This window comes from Arthrobacter sp. 92 (assembly GCF_050260325.1).
GTDB lineage: Bacteria > Actinomycetota > Actinomycetes > Actinomycetales > Micrococcaceae > Arthrobacter.
The window spans coordinates 3,479,427-3,502,964 of sequence record NZ_CP189863.1; the positions used below are offsets into that span (position 1 = coordinate 3,479,427).

Annotated in this window: 22 protein-coding genes; 2 read left to right on the plus strand and 20 right to left on the minus strand. The window is 64.3% G+C overall.

The window, feature by feature from the left end; genetic code table 11:
* Nucleotide 1: 1 nt before the first annotated feature.
* The 10 genes from atpD to ACP4XC_RS16220 all read right to left on the minus strand — a co-directional run bounded on the left by atpD (nt 2) and on the right by ACP4XC_RS16220 (nt 8,913).
* Nucleotides 2-1,456: a F0F1 ATP synthase subunit beta gene (atpD, locus tag ACP4XC_RS16175; RefSeq protein WP_427171404.1), complete on the minus strand. Its 1,455-nt coding sequence runs from the start codon at nt 1,454-1,456 to the stop codon at nt 2-4.
* An 82-nt stretch (nt 1,457-1,538) separates the two neighbouring features.
* Entirely contained in the window at nt 1,539-2,429 is an 891-nt protein-coding gene (locus tag ACP4XC_RS16180) for a F0F1 ATP synthase subunit gamma (protein ID WP_427171406.1), read from the minus strand.
* A 76-nt stretch (nt 2,430-2,505) separates the two neighbouring features.
* Entirely contained in the window at nt 2,506-4,143 is a 1,638-nt protein-coding gene (atpA, locus tag ACP4XC_RS16185) for a F0F1 ATP synthase subunit alpha (protein WP_427175136.1), read from the minus strand.
* A gap of 87 nt (nt 4,144-4,230) precedes the next feature.
* Nucleotides 4,231-5,055 carry a F0F1 ATP synthase subunit delta gene (locus tag ACP4XC_RS16190; protein WP_427171408.1) on the minus strand — a complete coding sequence of 275 codons (825 nt, stop codon included), beginning with the start codon at nt 5,053-5,055 and terminating at the stop codon, nt 4,231-4,233.
* Nucleotides 5,055-5,606: a F0F1 ATP synthase subunit B gene (locus ACP4XC_RS16195; RefSeq protein ID WP_427171410.1), complete on the minus strand. Its 552-nt coding sequence runs from the start codon at nt 5,604-5,606 to the stop codon at nt 5,055-5,057. Before ACP4XC_RS16195 ends, ACP4XC_RS16190 begins: the two co-directional genes overlap by 1 nt.
* A gap of 52 nt (nt 5,607-5,658) precedes the next feature.
* A complete protein-coding gene (atpE, locus tag ACP4XC_RS16200) occupies nt 5,659-5,877 on the minus strand; it encodes an ATP synthase F0 subunit C (protein WP_003804776.1) in 219 nt (72 codons plus the stop codon).
* 78 nt (nt 5,878-5,955) lie between these two features.
* A complete protein-coding gene (gene atpB, locus ACP4XC_RS16205; RefSeq protein WP_427171412.1) occupies nt 5,956-6,756 on the minus strand; it encodes a F0F1 ATP synthase subunit A in 801 nt (266 codons plus the stop codon).
* A gap of 91 nt (nt 6,757-6,847) precedes the next feature.
* The gene (locus ACP4XC_RS16210) at nt 6,848-7,177 is read right to left on the minus strand and encodes an AtpZ/AtpI family protein (RefSeq protein ID WP_427171414.1); all 330 of its coding nucleotides are present in this window, start codon (nt 7,175-7,177) and stop codon (nt 6,848-6,850) included.
* Nucleotides 7,170-7,655, minus strand: coding sequence for a hypothetical protein (locus ACP4XC_RS16215; RefSeq protein WP_427171416.1), 486 nt, complete (start codon nt 7,653-7,655; stop codon nt 7,170-7,172). The genes ACP4XC_RS16210 and ACP4XC_RS16215 overlap by 8 nt, the downstream gene beginning before the upstream one ends.
* 145 nt (nt 7,656-7,800) lie before the next feature.
* Nucleotides 7,801-8,913, minus strand: coding sequence for an MraY family glycosyltransferase (locus tag ACP4XC_RS16220; protein WP_427171418.1), 1,113 nt, complete (start codon nt 8,911-8,913; stop codon nt 7,801-7,803).
* Between the two features lie 296 nt (nt 8,914-9,209).
* On the opposite strand from ACP4XC_RS16220, the gene ACP4XC_RS16225 reads away from it, so the two are divergent.
* Nucleotides 9,210-10,106 carry a glycosyltransferase gene (locus ACP4XC_RS16225; RefSeq protein ID WP_427171420.1) on the plus strand — a complete coding sequence of 299 codons (897 nt, stop codon included), beginning with the start codon at nt 9,210-9,212 and terminating at the stop codon, nt 10,104-10,106.
* Here ACP4XC_RS16225 and ACP4XC_RS16230 read toward each other — a convergent pair.
* The 10 genes from ACP4XC_RS16230 to argS form a co-directional block, all read right to left on the minus strand.
* A complete protein-coding gene (locus ACP4XC_RS16230) occupies nt 10,103-10,873 on the minus strand; it encodes a WecB/TagA/CpsF family glycosyltransferase (RefSeq protein WP_427175137.1) in 771 nt (256 codons plus the stop codon). The two genes, ACP4XC_RS16225 and ACP4XC_RS16230, sit on opposite strands and share 4 nt — an antisense overlap.
* 11 nt (nt 10,874-10,884) lie before the next feature.
* Nucleotides 10,885-11,637: an L-threonylcarbamoyladenylate synthase gene (locus ACP4XC_RS16235; protein ID WP_427171422.1), complete on the minus strand. Its 753-nt coding sequence runs from the start codon at nt 11,635-11,637 to the stop codon at nt 10,885-10,887.
* A 4-nt stretch (nt 11,638-11,641) separates the two neighbouring features.
* On the minus strand, nt 11,642-12,523 hold the full coding sequence (gene prmC, locus ACP4XC_RS16240) for a peptide chain release factor N(5)-glutamine methyltransferase (protein ID WP_427171424.1): 882 nt from the start codon (nt 12,521-12,523) through the stop codon (nt 11,642-11,644).
* 18 nt (nt 12,524-12,541) lie between these two features.
* Nucleotides 12,542-13,615, minus strand: a complete 1,074-nt coding sequence (gene prfA, locus ACP4XC_RS16245; protein ID WP_427171426.1) for a peptide chain release factor 1 — start codon at nt 13,613-13,615, stop codon at nt 12,542-12,544.
* Between the two features lie 201 nt (nt 13,616-13,816).
* The gene (gene rho, locus ACP4XC_RS16250; RefSeq protein WP_427171428.1) at nt 13,817-16,000 is read right to left on the minus strand and encodes a transcription termination factor Rho; all 2,184 of its coding nucleotides are present in this window, start codon (nt 15,998-16,000) and stop codon (nt 13,817-13,819) included.
* A 320-nt stretch (nt 16,001-16,320) separates the two neighbouring features.
* Complete coding sequence (thrB, locus tag ACP4XC_RS16255; RefSeq protein ID WP_427171430.1) at nt 16,321-17,307, minus strand: homoserine kinase; 987 nt, start codon at nt 17,305-17,307, stop codon at nt 16,321-16,323.
* A gap of 2 nt (nt 17,308-17,309) precedes the next feature.
* Nucleotides 17,310-18,416 (minus strand): threonine synthase, encoded by a 1,107-nt coding sequence (gene thrC, locus ACP4XC_RS16260; protein ID WP_427171432.1) that lies wholly within the window; start codon nt 18,414-18,416, stop codon nt 17,310-17,312.
* A complete protein-coding gene (locus tag ACP4XC_RS16265) occupies nt 18,417-19,733 on the minus strand; it encodes a homoserine dehydrogenase (RefSeq protein WP_427171434.1) in 1,317 nt (438 codons plus the stop codon). It abuts the gene before it with no gap.
* Nucleotides 19,734-21,221, minus strand: coding sequence for a diaminopimelate decarboxylase (gene lysA, locus ACP4XC_RS16270; protein WP_427171436.1), 1,488 nt, complete (start codon nt 21,219-21,221; stop codon nt 19,734-19,736). It lies immediately after the preceding gene.
* Nucleotides 21,222-21,226: 5 nt separating this feature from the next.
* The gene (gene argS, locus ACP4XC_RS16275; protein ID WP_427171438.1) at nt 21,227-22,876 is read right to left on the minus strand and encodes an arginine--tRNA ligase; all 1,650 of its coding nucleotides are present in this window, start codon (nt 22,874-22,876) and stop codon (nt 21,227-21,229) included.
* 162 nt (nt 22,877-23,038) lie between these two features.
* On the opposite strand from argS, the gene ACP4XC_RS16280 reads away from it, so the two are divergent.
* Nucleotides 23,039-23,536, plus strand: a complete 498-nt coding sequence (locus ACP4XC_RS16280) for an FMN-binding protein (RefSeq protein WP_427171440.1) — start codon at nt 23,039-23,041, stop codon at nt 23,534-23,536.
* The last annotated feature ends 2 nt before the right edge of the window (nt 23,537-23,538 follow it).

Genomic DNA, 23,538 nt, shown 5'->3' on the forward strand with positions numbered 1-23,538 from the left:
ATTACTTGGTCTGTTCCTGGATCTTGGCCCACTGGCGCTCGACGTCATCGAGGCCGCCGACGTTGAAGAACGCCTGCTCTGCGATGTGGTCAAGGTCGCCGTCGCAGATGGCCGTGAAGCCTTCGATGGTGTCCTTGATCGAAACAGTGGATCCTTCGACGCCGGTGAACTGCTTGGCGGTGTAGGTGTTCTGCGAGAGGAACTGCTGGATACGGCGTGCACGCGACACGACGATCTTGTCTTCCTCGGAGAGCTCATCAACACCGAGGATGGCGATGATGTCCTGGAGTTCCTTGTTCTTCTGCAGGATCTGCTTCACGCGGACGGCCGTGTTGTAGTGGTCCTTGCCGATGTACTGGGGGTCCAGGATTCGGGAGGTCGACGACAGCGGGTCCACGGCCGGGTACAGACCACGGGAAGCAATCTCACGGGAAAGTTCCGTGGTTGCGTCGAGGTGTGCGAACGTGGTGGCCGGAGCCGGGTCGGTGTAGTCATCCGCGGGGACGTAGATGGCCTGCATCGAGGTGATGGAGTGGCCCTTCGTGGACGTGATGCGCTCCTGGAGGAGACCCATCTCGTCCGCGAGGTTCGGCTGGTAGCCCACGGCCGACGGCATGCGGCCAAGGAGGGTGGACACCTCGGAACCCGCCTGGGTGAAGCGGAAGATGTTGTCGATGAAGAGCAGCACGTCCTGGTTCTGCACATCGCGGAAGTACTCCGCCATGGTCAGGGCGGACAGCGCAACACGCAGACGCGTTCCCGGCGGCTCATCCATCTGGCCGAATACAAGCGCGGTGTCCTTGAGGACTCCAGCCTCTTCCATTTCAACCCAGAGGTCGTTACCTTCACGGGTACGCTCGCCGACGCCGGCGAACACCGAGGTGCCACCGAAGTTGCGGGCCACACGGGTGATCATTTCCTGGATCAGCACGGTCTTGCCCACGCCGGCGCCACCGAACAGGCCGATCTTTCCACCCTTGATGTACGGGGTGAGAAGGTCGATCACCTTGATGCCGGTCTCCAGCATCTCGGTGGAGCCTTCAAGGGTTGCGAAGGCCGGGGCCTTGCGGTGGATGGGCCAGTAATCCGAGGCGTTGATCTCGGACTCTTCCACGTCAAGCGGCTTGCCGAGGACGTTGAAGATGTGGCCCTTGACGCCGTCGCCCACGGGAACGGAGATCGGACCGCCGGTGTCCACAACCGTGGTACCGCGGACGAGCCCGTCGGTGGCCTGGAGGGAGATCGCACGGATCAGGTTGTCGCCGAGGTGCAGTGCAACCTCGAACGTGATGGTCCTGGTCTCACCGTTGAGGGTAATCTCCGTGGTGAGGGCGTTGTAAATCGAGGGGATTGCGTCAGCCGGGAATTCGACGTCGACAACCGGGCCAATAACACGTGCAATACGGCCGGAAGCACCGGTCGTCGCGGCTACGTGTTCGGTAGCAGTGGCAGTCATCTCTCTCACTTCACTCAGTAGATGGCGTTGGGGTTAAGTTTATCTTTTGGTGCAGGTACAGCTGGATCCGCACTCGTGCTGGCTAGGACGCGCTCAAAGCGTCGGCGCCGGCCACGATTTCGGAGAGCTCCTGCGTAATTTCAGCCTGACGGGCAGTGTTGCGCAGACGCGTGTACTTCTTGATGAGGTCCGTGGCGTTGTCACCGGCGGACTTCATGGCCCGCTGGCGGGCTGCGAGCTCGGAAGCTGCCGCCTGCAACATGGCCGCGAAGATACGTGATTCGATGTACCGCGGCAGCAGAGCATCGAGAACCTGCTCCGTTTCCGGCTCGAACTCGTAGAGAGGAAGCAGATCCGATTCGGACGCCTTCTCTTCAACAACTTCCAGCGGGAGAAGACGGACGACCGTCGGCTCCTGAGTCACCATCGACTTGAAGCGGGTGTAGACAACGTGGATCTCGTCCACGCCTCCCTCTTCGTAGGCCGTTGCGAATTCGGCCAGCAACGATTCGCTGATTTCCTGCGCGGTCGCAAACACCGGCGCGTCCGTGTTACCGGTCCACACCTGAGCGTAGGGACGGCTGCGGAAGTCGAAGTACGCCTGGGCCTTGCGGCCAACCAAGAACGTCTTAACTTCCTTGCCTTCCTCACGGAGCAACTCGGCGAGGCCTTCGGCCTGTTTGAGCACACTTGCCGAGTAGGACCCTGCAAGGCCGCGGTCAGCGGTGATGACCAGAACGGCGGCGCGGCGGATCTGCGCCGGTTCGGTGACCAGCGGGTGGTCAATTTCGCTCTGGCTTGCGACAGCAGAAACGGCACGCGTGATCGCGTTTGCGTAAGGCAGTGAAGCTGCTACGCGTGCCCGGGCCTTGCCGATGCGCGAGGTAGCGATCAGTTCCATCGCCTTGAAGATCTTGCGCATCGACGTCGTCGAGCTGATCTTCTGGCGGTAGACCCGGATCTGGGCTCCCATACTTATCCTTTCCTAAGATCCCGATGACCGGGACTGCCGGAACCCGCGGGGGTCCCGGCAGTCCCTGCCAGCGAAACTAGCGCTTCTGCTTGACGATTTTTTCCTGGTCGACCTGGTCCTCGTCGATGGGGGCGTACTCCTCGTGCCCCGCACCCACCAGGAGGCTGTCGCCCTCGCCGAAGAAGCCCTTCTTGAAGTCCACAATCGCGGTCTTCAGTGCTTCTGCGGTGTCATCGTCCATAACGTTGGTCTGGGCCAGCGTCGTCAGGATGGAGGACTTGTGCTTGAGGTGCTCCAGGAACTCGGTTTCGAAGCGGTTGATGTCCTCAACCGGGACGTCGTCGAGGTGGCCGTTGGTGCCTGCCCAGATGGAGACTACCTGGTTCTCGACCGGGAACGGCGAGTACTGGCCCTGCTTGAGCAGTTCCATCAGGCGTGCGCCGCGGGTCAGCTGCTGGCGCGATGCGGCGTCGAGGTCCGACGCGAACATTGCGAAAGCCTGCATGTCGCGGTACTGGGCAAGTTCCAGCTTCAAGGTACCGGAGACCTTCTTCATGGATTTGACCTGTGCGGCTCCACCAACGCGGGAGACGGACACACCGACGTCAACAGCGGGACGCTGGTTGGCGTTGAAGAGGTCCGACTGCAGGAAGATCTGGCCATCGGTAATGGAGATCACGTTGGTCGGGATGTAGGCGGAAACGTCGTTCGCCTTGGTCTCGATGAGCGGCAGGCCGGTCATCGAACCTGCACCGAGCTCGTCGGAGAGCTTGGCACAACGCTCCAGGAGGCGGGAGTGCAAGTAGAAGACGTCGCCCGGGTAAGCTTCGCGTCCCGGCGGGCGGCGGAGCAGCAGGGACACCGCACGGTAGGCTTCGGCCTGCTTGGACAGGTCATCGAAGACGATGAGGACGTGCTTGCCGCCGTACATCCAGTGCTGGCCGATCGCCGAGCCGGCGTATGGTGCCAGGTACTTGAAACCTGCCGGGTCGGACGCCGGGGAAGCCACGATGGTGGTGTATTCCAGCGCGCCGTTGTCCTCGAGGGTCTGCCGAACCGCCGCGATGGTGGATGCCTTCTGGCCGATGGCGACATAAATGCAGCGCACCTGCTTGGTGACATCCCCCGAAGCCCAGTTGGCCTTCTGGTTGATGATCGTGTCGATGGCGATTGCCGACTTGCCGGTCTGGCGGTCGCCAATGATCAGCTGACGCTGGCCGCGGCCGATCGGGATCATGGCGTCGATAGCCTTCAGACCCGTCTGCATCGGCTCGTGGACCGACTTGCGCTGGGTCACGCCGGGTGCCTGGAGTTCCAGGGCACGCGTCGTCTCGGCCTTGATCTCGCCGAGGTCGTCGATGGGCTGGCCCAGCGGGTCAACAACACGGCCAAGGAAGGCGTCGCCCACCGGCACGGACAGAACCTGTCCGGTGCGGTGTACTTCCTGGCCTTCTTCGATTCCGGTGAAGTCGCCGAGGACGATGACGCCGATCTCGCGCACGTCAAGGTTCTGGGCCAGGCCCAGGGTACCGTCTTCGAAGCGAAGCAGCTCGTTCGCCATGACCGAGGGAAGGCCCTCAACACGGGCGATGCCGTCACCTGCGGTTGTTACACGGCCGACCTCTACGCGCTCTGCGTTTCCGGGTTCGTAGGACGCCGCGAACTCGTTCAACGCATTACGGACGTCGTCGGCGTTGATGGTCAATTCGGCCATCTGCAGTCCCTGCTCTCCTGTTTTCGTGATCATCGTTGCTCACGATGACCGGGGTTTCTATCAGTTAAGTTGTGCTTGTCCGGCTGGCTAAGCGAGCTGACGGTGAAGCTGGCCCAGGCGGGCGAGGAGCGAAGCGTCAACCACTTCGTCCCCGACCTGGATCCGGATTCCACCGATCAGTGCCGGGTCAACGTTCATGTTGATCTTAAGCTCGCGCCCATAGAGGGCGTTAAGCCCTGCCTGCAGGCGGCTGGTCTGTGTCTCCGACAGCGGACGGGTGACGCTGACCGTTGCAATCCAGCGCTGCTGGCGCTTGGCTGCAAGCTCGGCGAAACGGCCGACGAGCTTGGTTGCCTTGAGCCCGCGCGGTTGCGAAACTGCCTGTCCGATAAGGACTTTCGCTTCCTCGCTTGCACTGGGTACGAGCTTCCCGGCGAGTGCAATCTTGGCCGCCGGGCTCGCCTGCGGCTCGGACAGAGCACGCTGAACCTCGTGATTGGACTCCACGGCATGGTTGAAGGAGAACAGATCGTTCTCCAGCTGTTCCAGCCCGGTGAGTCCGGAGGCAGAGACGGCCGACTTGTTCTCGGCAACCGCAATTACCACCGAAGCGGCAAGAGTCTCGAGTGCATCGCCGATGTCCCGGGCCGACGCCCAGCGTGAGCTGGCCAGTCCGCTCGCGATCTCCACAGCATCGGGGGAAACTTTTCCACCGAAGAGCTCCTTGACCAGCGCCGACTTTTCGGCACCGCTGCGGGACGGGTCAGTCAATGCGCGGCGCAAGCCGGCCGAGCTGTCCACCGTTCCCAGGATTCCGAAGAGTTCGTTAGCCAACTGCAGCGATGCGGTGGGAAGCTTGGCTTCCAGCGCAATCAGCGCCGCGGTCAGCGATTCGCTCGATACACCTGCCATTACTGAGCCACACCTGCGTTCTGGTTCTCCAGATCTGCCAGGAAGCGGTCCACCACACGGGCTGCCCGTGCGTCATCGCTCAGCGACTCGCCAACGATGCGGCTTGCCAGCGTGGTGGCCAGCGTGCCCACCTCCGAGCGGAGGGACACAACGGCGGCCTGACGCTCGGACTCGATCTGCGCGTGAGCCTGGGCCGTGATGCGGGCAGACTCTGCAGCCGCCTTCTCCTTCAGATCCGCAAGGATCTGAGCGCCTTCGGCACGGGCTTCCTCGCGGATGCGGTTGGCTTCGGCACGGGCATCAGTGAGCTGCTGCTTGTATTCTTCGAGTGCGGCCGAAGCCTCTGCCTGAGCCTTTTCAGCCTTGGCAATGCCGCCTTCGATGGCCTCGGCGCGCTCCGCAAAGGTCTTCTCGAACATCGGGACAACAAACTTGACCACGATGTAAAAGAGGACAGCGAAGCCGACGAGGACTACGCCCATTTCCCATGGGTTGGGAATGAGCGGGTTGGGCGCCGCTTCAGTGGCGGCTGAGATGATCATCTGATGCATAATTCACCCGTCCTTATCTACTCGGTTCTGGATGTTCGCTAGTTCTGAAGGTTTACTTGAGAACGAATGCGAAGACCAGGCCGAGGATGGCGAGGGCTTCAGTCAGCGCGAGGCCGAGGAATGCGATCGGCTGCAGTACGCGCTGAGCTTCCGGCTGGCGTGCCACACCGTTGATGTAGGCCGCGAAGACGAGACCAACACCGATACCACCGCCGATAGCGGAGAGGCCGTAGCCGATGAGGTTGAGGGAGCCGTTGATGGAGCCTTCCATTTTTTTCCTTTCAAGATGCCATCTGTGTGGCAGGTTGTTTGGTGTACTTCATCCCCGCGAGGGGAAGTTTGAGGGTGCCTAGTGGCTGTCCGCGTGCAGCGCGCCTTCGATGTAGATCGCAGTCAGCAGCGTGAAGACGTAGGCCTGAAGCGCCATGATCAGGGCTTCGAGCATGTACATGGCGATCGAGCCGCCGAGGACCAGTACGGACGCGCCCTTCAGGAGCACGTTCTCCTGCATCACCAGGAACTCGATTCCGGATCCGGCGATCATCACGATGAGGTGGCCTGCCAGCATCGTCGCGAACAGACGGAGGCTGTGCGTGACGGGGCGGACCAGGAAGTTGGAGATGATCTCGATCGGAATAACGATCGGCAGGATGTAAATAGGAACACCGGAGGGAACGGTGGCCAGCTTGAAGTAGCGCAGGCCGTTCTTCTTGATGCCGATGCCGATCCAGGTGACGTACACGATCACTGCGAGGACATAGGCCCCGCCGACGTGCGAGAAGCTCGGGAGCTGGATCACGGGGATTGCGCCGTAGATGTTGTTCACGAGGATGAAGAAGAAAAGGCTGAACAGCAGCGGGACATACTTCATGAAGTCCCTGCCGCCGATGATGTCCTTGGCGATGCCGTTGCGGACGAAGCCATAGGCCATCTCGCCTGCGAACTGCAGTTTGCCGGGAACAAGCTGCTGCTTCCGCGCAGCTAGCAGAAAGAATGTAGCGATAATAACGACCGACAGGATTACCAGCAGCATCTGCTTGGAGAATCCGTCCGCCGCACCCCAGGGCAGGATAGCCGGCAGGTGCAATTCTTCGATTCCGGGAGGCGTGAAGGTTCCTGAATCTTGGGCCGGGAGCGCAAGCGCGATCAACGCGTTTCCTCTCTGCAGTGTCCATCATTGGGCTTTGGTGAGGGTCCGGCGATGTTCAAATCCGCCCTTCCCCATGTGAAATTTTTTGGCATTACTGTTCCTCGTCCTTGGACGGGCCGCTGGCTGCACTGTTCCCGCCAGTTGAAATTCTGTGACTGGTGAGGCCGTGCATATGAGAAAGATAGAACCCTCCCGCAGCTCCAAGCAGAGCGCCTACGAGCACAATCCAGCGGGTTCCCCACAGATAATCCAGACCCCACCCTATCAAACTCCAGACGATGATTCCGCCAATTATGTAGCTGAAGACGGCCATGCCGGCGTTGTATCCGCCGTCACCGCCGCCGCTCGCTTCATCGTGCGGAGCCGTCGGGGCATGGACGGGTTCGGGCTGCTTTTTCCGCGGTTCCTTGCGGCTAAACATTGGTGCCGCCTTTTCGGGTCTCGGGGTCGTTGTAGATTTGGTGCCTGGCTTTGCTGAAGCCGTAAATTTCGGCCGCCTGCCAGAACACCACAGCCACCACGGCTCCGATCAGGAACCAGCGTCCATGGAGCCACTCTGGGGCGCCGATCGCGAACAGAATCACCGCGAAGCCGACCACCTTGATGAAATAGCTTGCGACAAAGAGTCCGATGGCTCCGGAAGGATTATTGCGGCCCCCAAAGTGGCCGATCAGCAGGCTGATGGCAAAGAACAGCATCACCAGGACGCCGCCAAAGACACTGGACAACGCTCCCGCAGGGCCGTTCATGATCACCGCGGGAATCGCCGTGATCAGAAGTGCGGCGCCGGCTGCCGCGGAACTCATGGCCAGCAACCTCAGCCACAGGGATTTCGTGGGGCCGGAGACACCAACGGGTCCATTGCCGGAACGGGGTCCGGGTTCGGCGTTGGAGGTCATAAGATCCCAATCGTCGTGTAGCGCGTGCTGGTCAGGGTGGGTGCGGTGGTGAGCCGCATCTGAATTCTACATGAGATAGAAATAATTCGGAAAAGCCCGAATTGTAGAAGACTTTCCTGTGAAGACCGTAAGAACTGCGCCGCGTTCACCGCACCTCCTGGACATCCCTGCGGCTCAGGTAGGGCCAGGCCGTGATGAGGCCCATGACCAGCGTCGCCAGAAGGTCCACTGCCAGGACAATCTGCCACGGGAAAACCGCGAAGGCCAGGCCGCCGAAGGCCAGGATGCAGGTCCACATGTACATCAGCAGCACGGCGGTCCGGTGCGAGTAGCCGATGTCCATCAGTTTGTGGTGCAGGTGCCCCCTGTCCGCGGACCACGGTGAACGGCCCAGTGCGGTCCGCCGGACAACCGCCAGGGAGAGGTCAAGCAGCGGGAGGAACAGAACCGCGAACGGCAACAGGATGGGGATGATGGTGGGAATACCATTGGCCCGGTCATACAGGCCGGACGTTATCTGGCCGGTGGAAACAATACCGGCCGAGGCCATGAGCAGCCCGATCAGCATGGCTCCGGAGTCGCCCATGAAGATCTTTGAGGGAAACCAGTTATGCGGAAGGAAGCCCACGCAGCTTCCCACCACCACGGCCGTAAGGAGAGTAGCGAGGTCCGAGTAGTCGGTCAGGGGCGCATTGCGGTGGACCCAATACGCTGTCAGGAAGAACGCCACACCCCCGATGATGGCCACTCCGGCTGCAAGCCCGTCCAGTCCGTCGATGAAGTTGAAGGCGTTCATCGTGGTCACGATGAGCCCTGCGGTGAGGACGATCCGGACGATGTCGGACTCAACCCGGATCGGTTCGGGGACGAAGGGGATGACGGTCATCCGGACGCCCCAGATGGCCACTACCGAAGCCGCCGCGCTTTGTCCGATCAGCTTCACCCACCAGCGCAGGTCCAGGAGGTCATCTGCCAGACCCACCACAACAATCACTCCCGCGCCGGCAAGTACTCCCCACGGTGAGGCGTTGCCGTGGAAGATGTCCTTGACGAAGAAGGACTGGCTCGCGACGATGAGCGCCACGAGGAAGCCAGCGAAGATTCCCAACCCTCCGAGCCGTGAGACCTGGTGGGAATGGGTGTCCCGGCTGCGGATCGGAGAGAACAGCTCAAGCCGGTCGCCAATCAGCCGCGCGCCCCACGTTGCGGCGTAGGACACACAGGCGGCCGTCAGCAGCATGAGCATATACATGATCATGGTGAGGGAACCCGTCCACGATCGTCAGTTGGGGCAGCGTCCCGGCACCCGCCCGGCAGCCACGGAGTCCGCTCCCGGCTGTGGATGAGGTGATGGCTCGCTTGCTGTGGGTCTGACCTTCGATAAATGGAACTTCTCCGTCGCCGGGCGCACGGCAGGCAGTGCATAGTGCCTGACAGGGCTGTATTACAGTGGACTCTAGTCAAGATACTAATGCCAACGGCTCCCCGGCCTCGCGTCACATGGCCCAGAACCGGCGGGAATTCCACCGACGGCCGTGCTGAAAGGAACCAGCAATGACCATGTCGGTTGCAGTCGCTGCCGTGACGTTTGACCGTCCGCGGGAGTTGGCGGTTCTGCTGAACGCCATCAATAACCAGACCGCCGAGGTGCGCTCCATTTGCCTCGTCGACAGCGGCACGGTGCCCGCAAAGGACGTCGCGGAACAGCATGCCCGTGTGGACTATATCCGTTCAGAGGCCAACCTTGGCGGCGCGGGCGGTTTCTCCCTGGCCATCCTCAAGGCGGTTGCCAGCGGCGCTGACTGGATCTGGATGATGGACGACGACGCCGAGCCCGCCGACCCGGAATGCCTCGCCACGCTGCTCCGCGAGGCTGAGGCACGCGGGCTCGATGCAGTGGTTCCCCTCGTGGTGGCACCCGGCCACCCCGACAAGCTTTCCTTCTTCTTCCGTCTTGATGGCAAGGTGACGCATGACCGCGCCGCGGTGGAAACCGTCGGTTTCCTGCCGAGCGACGGCCACTTCTTCAACGGCGCGCTGATCCGCTCGGATGTGTTCTTCAAAGTGGGCCTGCCGGACATGCGTCTCTTCATCCGCGGCGACGAGGTCGATTTCACGATCAGGCTGCGGAAGGCCGGCATCAGGTTCGGCACAGTCACCACCACGGCCATCACGCACCCGCATGCGTTCGCCGAAACCAAGCACGTGTTCGGCGCCCGCTGGCACGTGATTGTGCCCGATTCGGCATTCAAACGGCATTACTACTACCGCAACCGCGGATACCTCATCCGCCGCCATCTCAGGGTCAAGTCCCTCATCGCTGACGTGGGCGGCTACTTGGGCTACTTCCTGCGCAGCGGAGACTTCAGGGGCCTCGCCAACTGGTTTGGAGCTTTTTCCGCCGGCCTTCGCGGAAAGGGATTCGGTCCACTGAAGGACCAGAAGTTCTAGCGCCGCGAGCCTAAGCGGCGTCGCACTTGGCGGCGCACCAGCAGGGCCAACAGCACCCAGGGCTCGCCGAAAACACGATACGCCACCCGCCGCGGGTGGAGCATCAGCCGCCAGGCCCATTCCAGGCCAAGGCGCCCGAGCCAGCGCGGTGCCAGTTTCTGGACCCCGGCGATCTGTTCTATGGCACCGCCCACGGCGCAATAAACAGCCGGCGGCAGAGTAGCCCACCTGCGCTGAAGCACCGATTCCTGCAGCGGCATCCCCAGGCCGATGAGCACCAGTTGCGGACGCTGCTCCGTCAGCCACGTTACCGCGGCCTCCTCGAGCTCGTCATTCCAGCCTTCCCCGGGCAACCCGGCCACAGCAGCCCCCGGGACCATGCTTTGAAGCCGTGCCACAGCCTTGGCATTAGCCAGGGCACCGGCGCCTATCACCGCAATCCGTTCAAGGCCCTCGACCCCGCCCAGCGCCGGTATCCAGTCGGTGGAGCCCAACCTGTAGTCCATGACGGGCGCATCTGCCGCGCCGCTCCTCCCCCAGAGCCACAGCACGGGGGCGCCGTCCAGCAGGACCACATCGCTGTTCTCGTAGACGGACCGGAACCGGGGGTCGGAATGAAACAGCGTGACGCTGTGCAGGTTGTGCCCCACCACCGTGCGGGCAGCCCCTTCAGCGACAAAGGTGCTGAGCACCTCGATCAGCTCCGCGACCGTGAGTGGGGTGGCGTCAACCCCGAGGACGGGAATGTCTTGCCTTGTCAGGGTCAGCCGGCTCAAGGTCATTCGGCCGGGTCCGGAACGGCGGGGGCGCCTGCTGCCGGGTCAGTAACCTCGGGGGCGCCTGCTTCCGGCTCAGCAACCTCGGGGGCGTTCCCGTCCAGGTCCAGCAGGTTCGGGACGACTTCGCGGAGGCGCTCCAGGCTGATGGCGCCGGCCCGCACCACCCTTGGCGGAAGCGTCGTCGCATCAACAATGGTGGACGGAACGGCGTCGGCGCCTTCCGCAGGCCGGAATCCGCCCTCAAGGTAGACCTCCACGGACTCGGCAAGCTGGGTCCGTGCTTCCTCTGCGGTCTGTGCCGGCGGCTGGCCGGTGCGGTTCGCCGAAGACACCGCCAGCGGACCCGTGAGGGTCAGGAGGTCCTGTGCGACGTCGTCAGCCGGCATCCGCAGCGCAACCGTGCCCTTGGTTTCGCCCAGGTCCCAGTCAAGGGAGGGCTGGGCGTGGAGGATCAAGGTAAGTCCGCCGGGCCAGAAGGCCTCAGCCAGTTTCCGGGCCTCCGCTGGAACATCCGTGGCCAGCCCGTCCAGTGCGTTCAGTCGGGGTATCAGCACGGGGGGAGGCATGGTGCGGCTGCGGCCCTTGGACACGAGCAGCATGGTCACAGCCATCGGCGAAAAGGCGTCGGCCGCTATCCCGTAGACCGTATCCGTAGGAAACACCACGCACTTGTTGGCCCGGATGGCCCGCTGTGCGTGCTCCAGGCCTTCGGCGCGCTGGTCAGGTACGGTGCAGTTGTAGGTTGTGGTCACTGGCCTATTCTTTCATCGCTTGGTGAGTTGGTCCGCGGAGGACGGCGCTGGTGGCCCGTTCCTTGCCGTTCAGGTCGTAATGGGTTCTCACGTCGGTCCACAGACCGGTATTCCGGAGCATCGCGGCGATCCAGGCCGCCTGCACTTCGGCGTGTTCCATCACGAAGTAGCCGCCCGGTACCAGCAGCCGCGCGGCCGATGCGGCAGCCGCCGTCGGAAGTTCCATTCCGTCCGCTCCCCCGCCGTAGAGTGCCTCAGGCGGATCGTGCAGGGCCACTTCGGGTTCGTTCGGGATCGCCTCGGCCGGGATGTACGGCGGATTTGAAACCACGACGTCGAAGGTTCCGTTGAGTTCCGGCAGTGCGTCCCGCAGATCGCCACGGACCAGCGAAACCCTCAGCGGCTGTAGATTCTTCGCCGCCCAGGCATGGGCGAATTCGCTGAATTCAACCGCATGGACCTCCGCTCCGGGAACTTCATAGGCAATGGATCCGGCAATCGCGCCTGATCCGGTGCCAAGGTCCACGACTTTGGGATGCGCCATGCCCTGCAGCCGGTCAATGACCAACTGCACCACGGATTCGGTCTCGGGGCGGGGAATGAAGACACCCGGGCCAACGGCGAGTTCGAGGTGGCGGAAGTGCGCCACTCCGGTGATGTGCTGCAGCGGGATCCGCTGCGCCCGTTCAGCGACGAGGCCGGCATACCCCTCCGGCGCGGGCGAGTCGCCCAGCATCAGGGCGCGCAGGCGGCCAAGGCCTACTCCGAGCAAGTGCTCGGCCAGCAGTTCCGCGTCCACTCTGGGACTGGGAACGCCGGCGTCCGCCAGCAGGGCCGTGGCCTCACGCACCGCGTCCACCAGGCTCTGCCCGCTGCCGGGATTCATCTCAGCTCCGGCCAACGCTTACTCGCCGATGGCGTCGAGCCGGGACTGCTCATCCAGTTCGATGGCCGACTGGATCACCGGTTCCAAGTCGCCGTTCATGACCTGATCCAGGTTATAGGCCTTGTAGCCAGTGCGGTGGTCCGCGATCCGGTTTTCCGGGTAGTTGTAGGTGCGGATGCGCTCGGAGCGGTCCATGGTGCGGATCTGAGACTTGCGCTGCGCCGAGTTCTCGGCGTCGATCAGCTCCTGCTGGTGTGCCAGGATGCGGGCTCTGAGCACGCGCATGCCGGCTTCGCGGTTCTGCAGTTGCGATTTCTCGTTCTGCATGGCCACGACAATGCCGGTCGGAAGGTGGGTGATTCGCACGGCCGAGTCAGTGGTATTGACGGACTGGCCGCCCGGGCCGGAGGAACGGTAGACGTCGATCTTGAGCTCGTTCGGGCTGATTTCAAGTTCTTCGGGTTCGTCCACTTCGGGAAGCACCAGAACGCCGGCGGCCGAGGTGTGGATCCGGCCCTGCGACTCGGTGACCGGGACGCGCTGCACGCGGTGCACGCCGCCTTCAAACTTCAGCCGCGCGTACACGCCTTCCGCGGGATCGTTCGAGTTGCCCTTCACGGCCATCTGAACATCCTTGTATCCGCCAAGGTCCGATTCAGTGGCGGAAATGATCTCGGTCTTCCAGCCGCGCGATTCCGCGTATCGGCTGTACATCCGCAGCAGGTCCGCGGCGAACAGCGCAGCCTCGTCGCCGCCTTCGCCGCCCTTGACCTCGAGGATCACGTTGCGGGCGTCGTCCGGGTCGCGCGGGATCAGCAGCCGGCGCAGCTTGGCCGAGGCCGTCTCCAGGGCGGCCTCCAGCTCAGGCACCTCAGCGGCAAACTCAGAATCCTCGTCCGCCATTTCCTTCGCGGCCGCCAGATCGTCGCGGATACCCTCCCAGCGGTGGTAAGCCTCGACAATTCCGTTCAACTGAGCCGAACGCCGCCCCAGTTTTCGGGCAAGCTTCTGGTCAGCGTAAACAGCAGGATCCCCCAGCTGCGCCTGGATAGCAGCATGCTCATCCAACAGGCCCTGTACGGACTCAAACATTTTCACAACCTCTTTCGACTTGGAACCAAGTCTAGTGACGCACGCAGCGGTAGGTGACCTGACGGGCGCCGTCGCATATTTTGCCGGCCCGGGAGTGGCATCGGGCCTGTCGGAGCGTTGCTGCTGGCGTAGGCAGTACGTCAGCAGCAACGCGAAGGGGCGGGGCCGGCAAAATATGCGACGGCCCCACCCCCTGCTCAGCTATTTGTCGTTATCGGACTTCGCGCCAAGCGTCGTCTTCTGGACCTGCATGAGGAACTCAACGTTGCTCTGGGTCTCCCGGATCTTGTTGGTCAGCAGTTCAAGGCTCTGCTGCGTCTCGAGTCCGGAAAGTACGCGGCGCAGCTTCCACATGATCTTGACTTCCTCGGGGGAAAGCAGGTTCTCCTCGCGGCGGGTGCCGGACGCGTTGACGTCCACGGCCGGGAAGATGCGCTTGTCCGCCAGCTGGCGGGACAGTCGCAGTTCCATGTTGCCGGTGCCCTTGAACTCTTCGAAGATGACTTCGTCCATCTTGGAACCGGTCTCGACGAGCGCGGTTGCCAGGATGGTCAGCGAGCCGCCATTTTCGATGTTGCGGGCTGCACCGAAGAAACGCTTCGGCGGGTACAGCGCCGCGGAGTCCACGCCACCGGACAGGATACGGCCGGAGGCCGGGGCTGCCAGGTTGTACGCGCGGCCCAGACGGGTCATCGAGTCGAGGAGCACCACAACATCCATGCCCATTTCCACCAGGCGCTTTGCACGCTCGATGGAAAGCTCAGCCACGGTGGTGTGGTCATCGGCGGGACGGTCGAAGGTGGAGGCAATGACCTCACCCTTGACCGTGCGCTGCATGTCCGTGACTTCTTCGGGGCGTTCGTCAACAAGCACCATCATGAGGTGGACCTCAGGATTGTTGGTGGTGATGGCGTTGGCGATGGACTGCAGGATCAGCGTCTTGCCGGCCTTCGGCGGGGAGACGATCAGGCCGCGCTGGCCCTTGCCGATCGGGGCGACCAGGTCGATGACGCGGGGTCCGATCTTCTTCGGGTCCGTCTCGAGGCGCAGACGCTCGGAGGGGTACAGCGGGACGAGCTTCGCGAATTCGACGCGGTCCTTGAGTTCCTCAGGGGTCTTGCCGTTGACCGAGGTGACCCGGACCAGGGCGTTGAACTTCTGGCGGGCGGACTGCTGGCTGCGGTCCTCGCCTTCACGCGGAGCGCGGATGGCGCCAACAACGGCGTCGCCCTTGCGCAGGTTGTACTTCTTGACCTGGGCGAGGGACACGTACACGTCGTTCGGGCCCGGCAGGTAGCCCGAGGTGCGGATGAACGCGTAGTTTTCCAGCACGTCGAGGATGCCGGCCACGGGCAGCAGGACATCATCCTCGGTGACCTCGACGTCGTCGACGTCGGGACCCTGAGCACGTCCGCGACGGCGGTCGTTACGGTCGCGGAAGCGGTCATTGCGGTTGCTGTCGCGGCTGTCCTGCGAACCCGAACGGTCGTTCCGGTCGCGGCGGTTCCGGCGGTTCCGGCGGCTTCCGCCGTCAGTGTCTTCGCTTTCGCGGGTCTCTTCCCTGCGGTTGTCCTCGCGGCGGGTCTCGCGGGTTACCGTCTCGCCGCCGTCGCGGCCACCACGGGTCCGGCTTGACTGGCGGTCGGTGCGCTGACCGGCTTCGCCGGCCTCGGCGCCCTGATCAGCACCGCGCTGCTCGCCACCACGCTGTTCGGTGCGCTGCTCGGCACCGCGCTGTTCGGTGCGCTGCTCGGCCCCGCGCTGTTCGGTGCGCTGTTCGGCGGGAGCTGCCTGCTCACCCTGGCTCTCGGCTTCCACAGCCTGCCCGGAGCCCTGCGGCGCTGCGGCGGCTTCGCCACGGCGGCGGTTGCGGGTCCGGGGCTGACGGCGCTCAGGAGCACCTTCGGTTCCCGCGGATTCGCCAGCTGCGCCATGGACAGGCGCTGTCGGAGCCTCGGCGGGTGCGGCTTCGACCGGTGCCTCGGCAACGGGGGTGCTCACCACGCCATCGCTGCCTGCGCGGCGGCTGCGGCCACGTCCACGGGCACGGGTGCCTTCCTGGGCCGGAGCCTCAGCGGCTTCCACCGCGGGAGCAGCGGCAACCGGCGCAGCGGTGCGGGCAGAGATGTTCTCGCCGGTCTTTTCGGCGCCCTTGACGGGTGCCTTGCTGACAGGGGTACCGGCGCGATGGGCGGAGATGGCTGAAACCAGGTCCCCCTTGCGCATCCGGGAGCCGCCGGAGATGCCAAGCTGGCTGGCAAGAGCCTGAAGCTGGGCGAGCTTTAGGCCGGCAAGGCCACTGCTCTTGGCGGGTGCGGCCGTAGATGACTCGGCAGCAGAAGTTGTAATGTCCACAGCTGAAGACAGCTCAGTGGTTTCGGTCACGAAGGATCCTTCCCCCTCGACGGCGTCCAGACTGGGAGCTGGACGCGATGATTTGATCTGGGCTGCAGTTCAGATCTGCAGCCGGATTTCGGCCTTGCCGGATGGATTTCGGCCAGCAGGACCGGATACTGATTCACCTTGGACACTCCAAATGGGGAATGGCGGGCTGACGCTTCAGGGGTACAGATAATGCTCTGCAGATTCCTGCGACAGACCAAAGCAGGCGGCACCGGAGAAGATTGCGCAGAAGAAAGATCAAAGCAACACAAGATCAGACCGGCACCATGGCCATTGTCGGGATCTTTTCGCTGCCTGCGGATTTACCGCCGGTGCAACTCCACTTTAGCACCTTCGACGTCCACTGCCAGCTTCATCACACGCCAGGCCACGTCCGGCGTGTTGGCCTGAGTGTAGGCGTCGATGAACTTCAGCACTGCGGCTGCCTCTTTTTCCCCGTTGGCCAGCACCAGGACGGTTGGTCCGGCGCCGGAAACAACGGCCGCGTGTCCTGCGTAGCGCAGCGCGCGGATCAGGTCCGCACTGGGACGCATCGCCTCCGCCCGATAGCTCTGGTGCAGGTAATCCTCGGTGCCCGGCAGCAGGAATTCCGGTTTGCTGGTCAGCGCGTGGATCAACAGGGCGGCCCGTCCGGAATTCATCGCGGCGGCGTGGTGGCCCACCGAGGCCGGAAGCAGGGCCCGCGCGGCCTCGGTGGAAAGCTCGTAGTCGGGCACAGCCACCACGGGAATCACGGCGTCAGCCACGGTGGCACATGTGCTGCTGTACTGGTCACTGTCCTGCCAGGACAGCGCCAGTCCGCCAAAAATGGCCGGTGCGACGTTGTCCGGGTGGCCTTCCATCTCGCTGGTGAGCTGCAGGATCCACTCCTTGCCGCGCCGGGACTGCTCGGGAACCAGGGCATTGGCCGCGGTCACCGCCGCCACCACTGCCGATGCCGACGATCCCAGGCCGCGACCGTGCGGATTGACATTGTCTGCCGTGATCCGCAGACCTTCGTGGCGGAATCCCAGCCGGTGCAACGCCTCAGTCACGGCTTTGACCACGAGGTGGCTTGCGTCGCGGGGCAGTGTTTCGGCGCCTTCACCCCTGAGCTCGAAATGGAGCTCTCCGCTGGCCAGGGTCTCCACCGTCAGGGTGTCATGCAGCGAGAGCGCCAGTCCCAGGCTGTCGTAGCCGGGGCCGAGGTTGGCGCTGGTGGCCGGCACACGGACGGTCACCAACTGGCCGGCCGGAACAGCCGGCGCGCCGGCCGCGGATTCCGCCGGGATTGTGAGGGTGGTTTCCAAGGCTATTTTTCTTCCAGGCCCAGTTCAGCGGCCACGGTGACCACGTCGTTGGAGACCTTGACGGGCACTACCTCGCTGCCGTCCTCGGTGCGGAGCGCCCACTGCGGGTCCTTCAGGCCATGACCGGTCACCGTGATCACGATCGTCTTGCCGGCGGGAACTTCCCCGGCCGCGTGCTTCTTGATGAGGCCCGCCACTCCGGCGGCGGAGCCGGGCTCAACGAAGACACCCTCTCGGGCTGACAGCCAGCGGTGGGCTGCCAGAATCTCGTCGTCGGTCACGGCTTCGATGAGGCCGCCGGACTCGTCGCGGGCCGCGATCGCAGTGTCCCAGGAGGCCGGGTTGCCGATGCGGATTGCCGTGGCAATGGTGTCCGGCTCCGTGATGGGATGGCCTGCGACGAACGGGGCGGCGCCTGCGGCCTGGAAGCCCCACATAACGGGCGTCCTGGTGGATACCGCGGGAAGGGTCCCGGCCGTATCCGATTCAAAGGGGGCGGCGTACTCCTTGTACCCCTTCCAGTAGGCACTGATGTTGCCGGCGTTGCCGACCGGAAGGACGTGGATGTCCGGGGCGTCACCGAGGGCGTCAACGATTTCGAACGCACCGGTCTTCTGGCCCTGGATTCGGGCGGGGTTGACCGAGTTGACGAGGAACACGGGATAGGACTCGCCGAGCTTGCGGGCAATGTCCAGGCAGTTGTCGAAGTTGCCGTCCACCTGCAGGAGGGTGGCGCCGTGCGCGATCGCCTGGCTGAGCTTGCCCATGGAGATCTTGCCCTCGGGAACCAGGACGGCACACTTGAGCCCGGCCGCGGTGGCGTAGGCGGCGGCGGAGGCCGAGGTGTTTCCGGTGGAGGCGCACACCACGGCCGCGGCTCCGGAGGCGACGGCCGCGGTCATGGCCATGGTCATGCCACGGTCCTTGAAGGATCCGGTGGGGTTCATCCCTTCCACCTTCAGGTACACGGTGGAGCCGGTGAGCTCGGACAGCTTCCGCGCGTGGACCAGGGGCGTGCCCCCCTCGCCAAGGGTGATCACCTTGGTGGATTCCGTTACGGGCAAACGATCAGCGTATTCGCGGATGACTCCGCGCCATTGGTGAGCCACTTAGACTCCTTCTACCCGCAGTACGGATGTAACGGAAATGATGACGTCCAGTCCCTTGACGGCCTCGACGGTTGCTGCCAGCGCAGCTTCGGTTGCGCGGTGGGTGACGATCCGCAGTTCTGCTGATTCCACGTTGGAATCACTATCACGGTGGATTGTCTGCCGCATGATTTCGATGGAGACCCCGTGTTCGGCGAACAGCTGGGCGATCCTGGCCAGGACGCCGGGCTGGTCTGCCACGTCCAGGCCGATGTAGTAGCTGGTGTTGACGGCGTCAATGGGCAGCGCCGGAACGTGGCCGGTGGTGGATTCAATCCGCCCGGGCCCGCCCAGGACAATGCGGCGCGCAGCGGAGACCAGGTCGCCCAGCACGGCGGACGCCGTGGGGGTCCCGCCGGCGCCCTGGCCATAGAACATCAGTTCCCCGGCGTTCTCGGCTTCGATGAAGACGGCGTTGAAGGCCCCGCGCACGGCGGCCAGCGGGTGCTCGCGCGGAAGGAGCGTGGGGTGGACCCTGACCGACACACCTTCGTTGCCCTCGGCGTCCGTCAGCTTCTCGGCAATGGCCAGCAGCTTGATGACGAAGCCTGCCTCCTTGGCGGCGGCAATGTCCGCGGCGCTGACGCGGGTGATCCCCTCCCGGTGCACGTCTGCAAGGTCAAACCGGGTGTGGAACGAGAGCGAGGCAAGGATGGCGGCCTTTGCCGCGGCGTCGAATCCTTCGATGTCGGCGGTGGGATCGGCCTCGGCGTAGCCAAGCCGCTGCGCCTCGGCGAGGGCGTCGGCAAACTGCGCGCCGGTGGAGTCCATCTGGTCAAGGATGAAGTTCGTGGTGCCGTTCACGATGCCCAGAACCCTCGTGATGCGGTCGCCGGACAGGCTGTCCCGGATGGGGCGCAGGATGGGAATGGCCCCAGCCACGGCAGCTTCATAGGAAAGCTCGACGCCGGCTTTGTCCGCCTCCTCGTAGAGGGTGGGGCCGTCCGCCGCGAGGAGCGCCTTGTTGCCGGTCACCACGCTCGCTCCGCCCTGGATGGCGGCGAGGATCAGCGAACGGGCAGGTTCAATGCCGCCCATCAGCTCGATCACGAGGTCGGCGTCCTTGATCAGGGTCTCCGCATCGGTGGTGAACAGCTCGCGGGGCAGGTCCACGTCACGCTCGGCCTCGAGGTTGCGCACGGCGATGCCGGTCAGCTCCAGGCGTGCGCCGGTCCGCGGCGCCAGCGCCTCGGCGTCGTCAATGAGAATCCGTGCCACCTGAGCCCCGACGTTGCCACAGCCCAGCAGAGCCACTTTCAGGGTTCGCAATTCGGTCATTCAGACTCCCATGTCACGGTTGAGCAGATCTTCTTCGGTTTCCCCGCGGACAATCAGCCGGGCGGATCCGTCGCGCACCGCGACAACGCCCGGCCGGGCCAGATAGTTGTAGTTGCTTGACAGGGCCCAGCAGTAGGCGCCGGTCCCCGGTACAGCGAGCAGATCACCGGCTGCCACGTCCTCGGGCAGATATACATCTCTAACAACTATGTCGCCGCTCTCGCAATGTTTGCCCACTACGCGGGACAGCTGCGGCGCGGCGCCGGAGGTGCGCGAGGCCAGAATTGCCGAATAATCCGCGTCGTACAGCACCGGACGGGGGTTATCGCTCATCCCGCCGTCCACCGACACATAGCGGCGCGGGTACGTAACGTTTTTTCCCGCCGGTTCCTCACCGGAACCGTGCGTTCCGGCGGCCGGTGCGTCCACGCGCACGGTCTTAAGGGTGCCCACCTCATACAGGGTGAAGGTGCTGCTTCCCACGATGGCCCGTCCCGGCTCAATGGAGATCCGGGGAGCGGTGATGCCCAGGTCCGCGCATGTGGAGCGGACGACGGCGGCCATCGCCTGCGCGATCTCGGCCGCCGGACGCGGGGTGTCCACGGGGGTGTAGGCGATGCCGTAGCCGCCGCCCAGGTCCAGTTCCGGCAGCACGATGGAGTATTTCTTCTGCATGGCGGCCAGGAACGTCAGGAGCTTCACGGCGGCGAGGGCGAAGCCGTCCGGCTCGAAAATCTGTGAGCCGATGTGGCAGTGCAGGCCTAGCAGCTCGATGCTGGCATGACCGGCCGCGGCAGCCACGGCTTCCTCGGCGGCAGAGAGCCCGGCCTGGTCCGTGGAGTCCTCCGCCATGGAGAGGCCGAACTTCTGGTCTTCGTGGGCGGTGGCGATGAATTCGTGGGTGTGGGCATGCACTCCGGGGGTCAGGCGCAGCATCACCTTGGCGGTTTCGCCGCGGCTGGCGGCAATGGCGGCCACGCGCTCAAGCTCGGCGAGGCTGTCCACCACGATCCGGCCAAGCTGCATGTCCAGGGCGCGGTGGATCTCGCCGTCGGACTTGTTGTTGCCGTGCAGCGCGACGTCGGCGCCGGGAATCCCGGCGCGCGCGGCCACAGCGAGTTCCCCGCCTGATGCGGTGTCCAGGCGAAGCCCTTCTTCCTCCACCCACCGGACGACGGCGGTGCACAGGAAGGACTTGCCGGCGTAGTAGACGTCCACTCCCCCGCAGATGTCCGCGAAGGCATCATTGAAGGCGTCGCTGAACGCCCGGGCCCGGGCGCGGAAGTCGTTTTCGCTCATGACAAACAAGGGCGTACCGTACTGTCGCTGCAGCTCGCTGACGGTCATGCCGTCAATGGCGAGTTCGCCGTCGACGTTGCGCTCCACCCCGGCCGCCCAAAGCGGTTCGTGGAGAGCGTTGGGGTCCGCCGGAACAGCGAGCCATTCCGGGGCCAGCGGCGAGGCGTGGTTGAGTGGTTCGCCGGTCATCGCGCTCACATCCGTTCCGGCGCCGAAACGCCCAGCAGTTCAAGGCCGTTGGCCAGCACCTGGCTGGTGGCGTCGTTGAGCCACAACCGTGTGCGGTTGAGGTCGGTAATGGGTTCCTCGCCCTGGGGCGCCACGCGGCAGGCGTCGTACCAGCGGTGGTAGGCGCCCGCGATGACCTCGAGGTGGCGGGCCACGCGGTGTGGCTCGCGAAGCTCGGCCGCCTTGGCCACGATGGACGGGTAGCTGCCCAGGTAAGACAGCAGCTCGTTCTCCGTGGCGTGCTCCAGCAACGAGGCATCAAAGGCGCTGCGGTCCACTCCGGCGGCCACGGCGTTCCTGGCCGTGCCGCGGGAACGCGCGTGGGCGTACTGGACGTAGAACACGGGGTTCTCGTTGCTGTGCTTCTTGAGCAGCTCGGGGTCCAGGGTCAGAGGTGAGTCGGCGGGGAACCGGGCGAGGGAGTAGCGGACGGCGTCCTTGCCCAGCCAGGAGATGAGGTCCTTGAGCTCGATGATGTTGCCGGCGCGCTTGGAGAGTTTGGCTCCGTTGACAGAAACCAGCTGGCCGATCAGGACCTCGATGTTGACCTCGGGATCGTCCCCGGCGGCGGCCGCGATGGCCTTGAGCCGGTTAATGTAGCCGTGGTGGTCCGCTCCCAGCAGGTAGATTTTCTGGTCGTAGCCGCGGTCCTTCTTGGAGAGGTAGTACGCGGCATCCGCGGCGAAGTAGGTCGGTTCGCCGTTCGCGCGGATCATCACCCGGTCCTTGTCGTCCCCGAAGTCCGTGGTGCGCAACCAGACGGCACCGCCGTCGTCGAAGACGTGACCCTGCTCGCGAAGGCGGGCGACGGCACTTTCGATGGCGCCGGCGTCGTGCAGTTCCTGCTCCGAGAAGTAGACGTCAAAGGCGACGCCGAAGTCGGCGAGCGTTTCCTTGATGTCGTGCATCTGCGCTTTGTACGCCGCTCCGCGGATCACCGGCAGCGCCGCGACGTCGGTCAGTTCCCGGATGTCCGGGTGTTCCGTCAGGACGTGGTGGCCCAACTCGGAAATGTACTCGCCGGGGTAGCCTCCCTCAGGCACGCCGCGTCCGTGCAGCCGGGACAGCACGGAATGCGCGAAGACGTTCATCTGCGATCCGGCGTCGTTGATGTAATACTCGGCGGTGACCTTCGCGCCGGAGGCCCGGAGCACCCGGGCGATCGAGTCGCCCAGCGCCGCCCAGCGGGTATGGCCGATGTGCAGCGGACCGGTGGGGTTGGCGGAGACGAATTCCATGTTCACCACATGGCCGGCGAGCGCCGAGTTGGTACCGTACCCGGGACCCGCTTCGACGATGGTCTGGGCCAAGGCGCCCGCGGCAGCGGCGTCAACGGTGATGTTCAGGAAGCCCGGGCCGGCGATGTCCACCGAGGCAACGCCGTCAATCGATTTCAGCCGGGCGCTGAGGATCGAGGCGAACTCCCGCGGGTTGGTGGCTGCCTGCTTGGACAGCTGGAGCGCGATGTTGGTGGCCCAGTCGCCGTGCTCCCGGTTCTTTGGACGCTCCACGCGCACCTCGTCCGGCACGGCTGACGCCGAAAGCGCGATCTCGCCGGCGGCGACGGCGTCTTTCAGGCAGGCGGATATGGCGAGGGAGAGTTCTTCGGGAGTCACGCCTCTAGCCTACCGTTGGGCCCGCATACCGGCAGAATCAGGGATCCGCAACGACGGCAGGCGTCTGTACAGGAAACCACCGGGGTGGTCACAGGTGGAGTCCCTACCCTGAATCCCTGTCTGCATGCAGGCGCACCTCCCGCACACGAAACGAGTCCTCCCATGACCTCCCCCGCCCGCAAGAGCATTTTCGTCGGTATCGCCGGCCTCTCCCTGGCCGGCACGGTGGCCGGTTGCGCACCGACGGCCCAGTCCGCCGCTGTCCAGTCCACAGCGGCCCCATCCACGGCAACACAGTCCACTGCTGCCCCGGCAATGCAATCCCCGACCGGAGCGGCAGGCTCCGCCGCCACCGCGTCGGCTGCCGGCTACAAGGACGGCATCTACAGCGCGGACGGAAGCTATCTTTCCCCCGGGGGCCCGCAGACAGTGGGCGTGCAGCTGACCCTCGCCAACGGAACGGTGTCCGATGTCACCATCACGCCGCATCCCACCGATCCCAATACCCGCGAGTACCAGGGCGAGTTTGCGGCCGGCATCAAGGATCAGGTGGTGGGCAAGAAGCTGGATGAACTCAATGTTTCGAAGGTGGCCGGTTCCTCGCTGACCGGTGGCGGATTCAACGAGGCTGTGGCCAAAATCAAGGCACAGGCGAAGTAACC

Coding starts and splice junctions, on each gene's coding strand:
- atpD (WP_427171404.1), bottom strand. CDS start 1,456: ATGACTGCCACTGCTACCGAACACGTAGCCGCGACGACCGGTGCTTCC.
- ACP4XC_RS16180 (WP_427171406.1), bottom strand. CDS start 2,429: ATGGGAGCCCAGATCCGGGTCTACCGCCAGAAGATCAGCTCGACGACG.
- atpA (WP_427175136.1), bottom strand. CDS start 4,143: ATGGCCGAATTGACCATCAACGCCGACGACGTCCGTAATGCGTTGAAC.
- ACP4XC_RS16190 (WP_427171408.1), bottom strand. CDS start 5,055: ATGGCAGGTGTATCGAGCGAATCGCTGACCGCGGCGCTGATTGCGCTG.
- ACP4XC_RS16195 (WP_427171410.1), bottom strand. CDS start 5,606: ATGCATCAGATGATCATCTCAGCCGCCACTGAAGCGGCGCCCAACCCG.
- atpE (WP_003804776.1), bottom strand. CDS start 5,877: ATGGAAGGCTCCATCAACGGCTCCCTCAACCTCATCGGCTACGGCCTC.
- ACP4XC_RS16210 (WP_427171414.1), bottom strand. CDS start 7,177: ATGTTTAGCCGCAAGGAACCGCGGAAAAAGCAGCCCGAACCCGTCCAT.
- ACP4XC_RS16215 (WP_427171416.1), bottom strand. CDS start 7,655: ATGACCTCCAACGCCGAACCCGGACCCCGTTCCGGCAATGGACCCGTT.
- ACP4XC_RS16220 (WP_427171418.1), bottom strand. CDS start 8,913: ATGATCATGTATATGCTCATGCTGCTGACGGCCGCCTGTGTGTCCTAC.
- ACP4XC_RS16225 (WP_427171420.1), top strand. CDS start 9,210: ATGACCATGTCGGTTGCAGTCGCTGCCGTGACGTTTGACCGTCCGCGG.
- prmC (WP_427171424.1), bottom strand. CDS start 12,523: ATGAATCCCGGCAGCGGGCAGAGCCTGGTGGACGCGGTGCGTGAGGCC.
- prfA (WP_427171426.1), bottom strand. CDS start 13,615: ATGTTTGAGTCCGTACAGGGCCTGTTGGATGAGCATGCTGCTATCCAG.
- ACP4XC_RS16265 (WP_427171434.1), bottom strand. CDS start 19,733: ATGACCGAATTGCGAACCCTGAAAGTGGCTCTGCTGGGCTGTGGCAAC.
- lysA (WP_427171436.1), bottom strand. CDS start 21,221: ATGACCGGCGAACCACTCAACCACGCCTCGCCGCTGGCCCCGGAATGG.
- ACP4XC_RS16280 (WP_427171440.1), top strand. CDS start 23,039: ATGACCTCCCCCGCCCGCAAGAGCATTTTCGTCGGTATCGCCGGCCTC.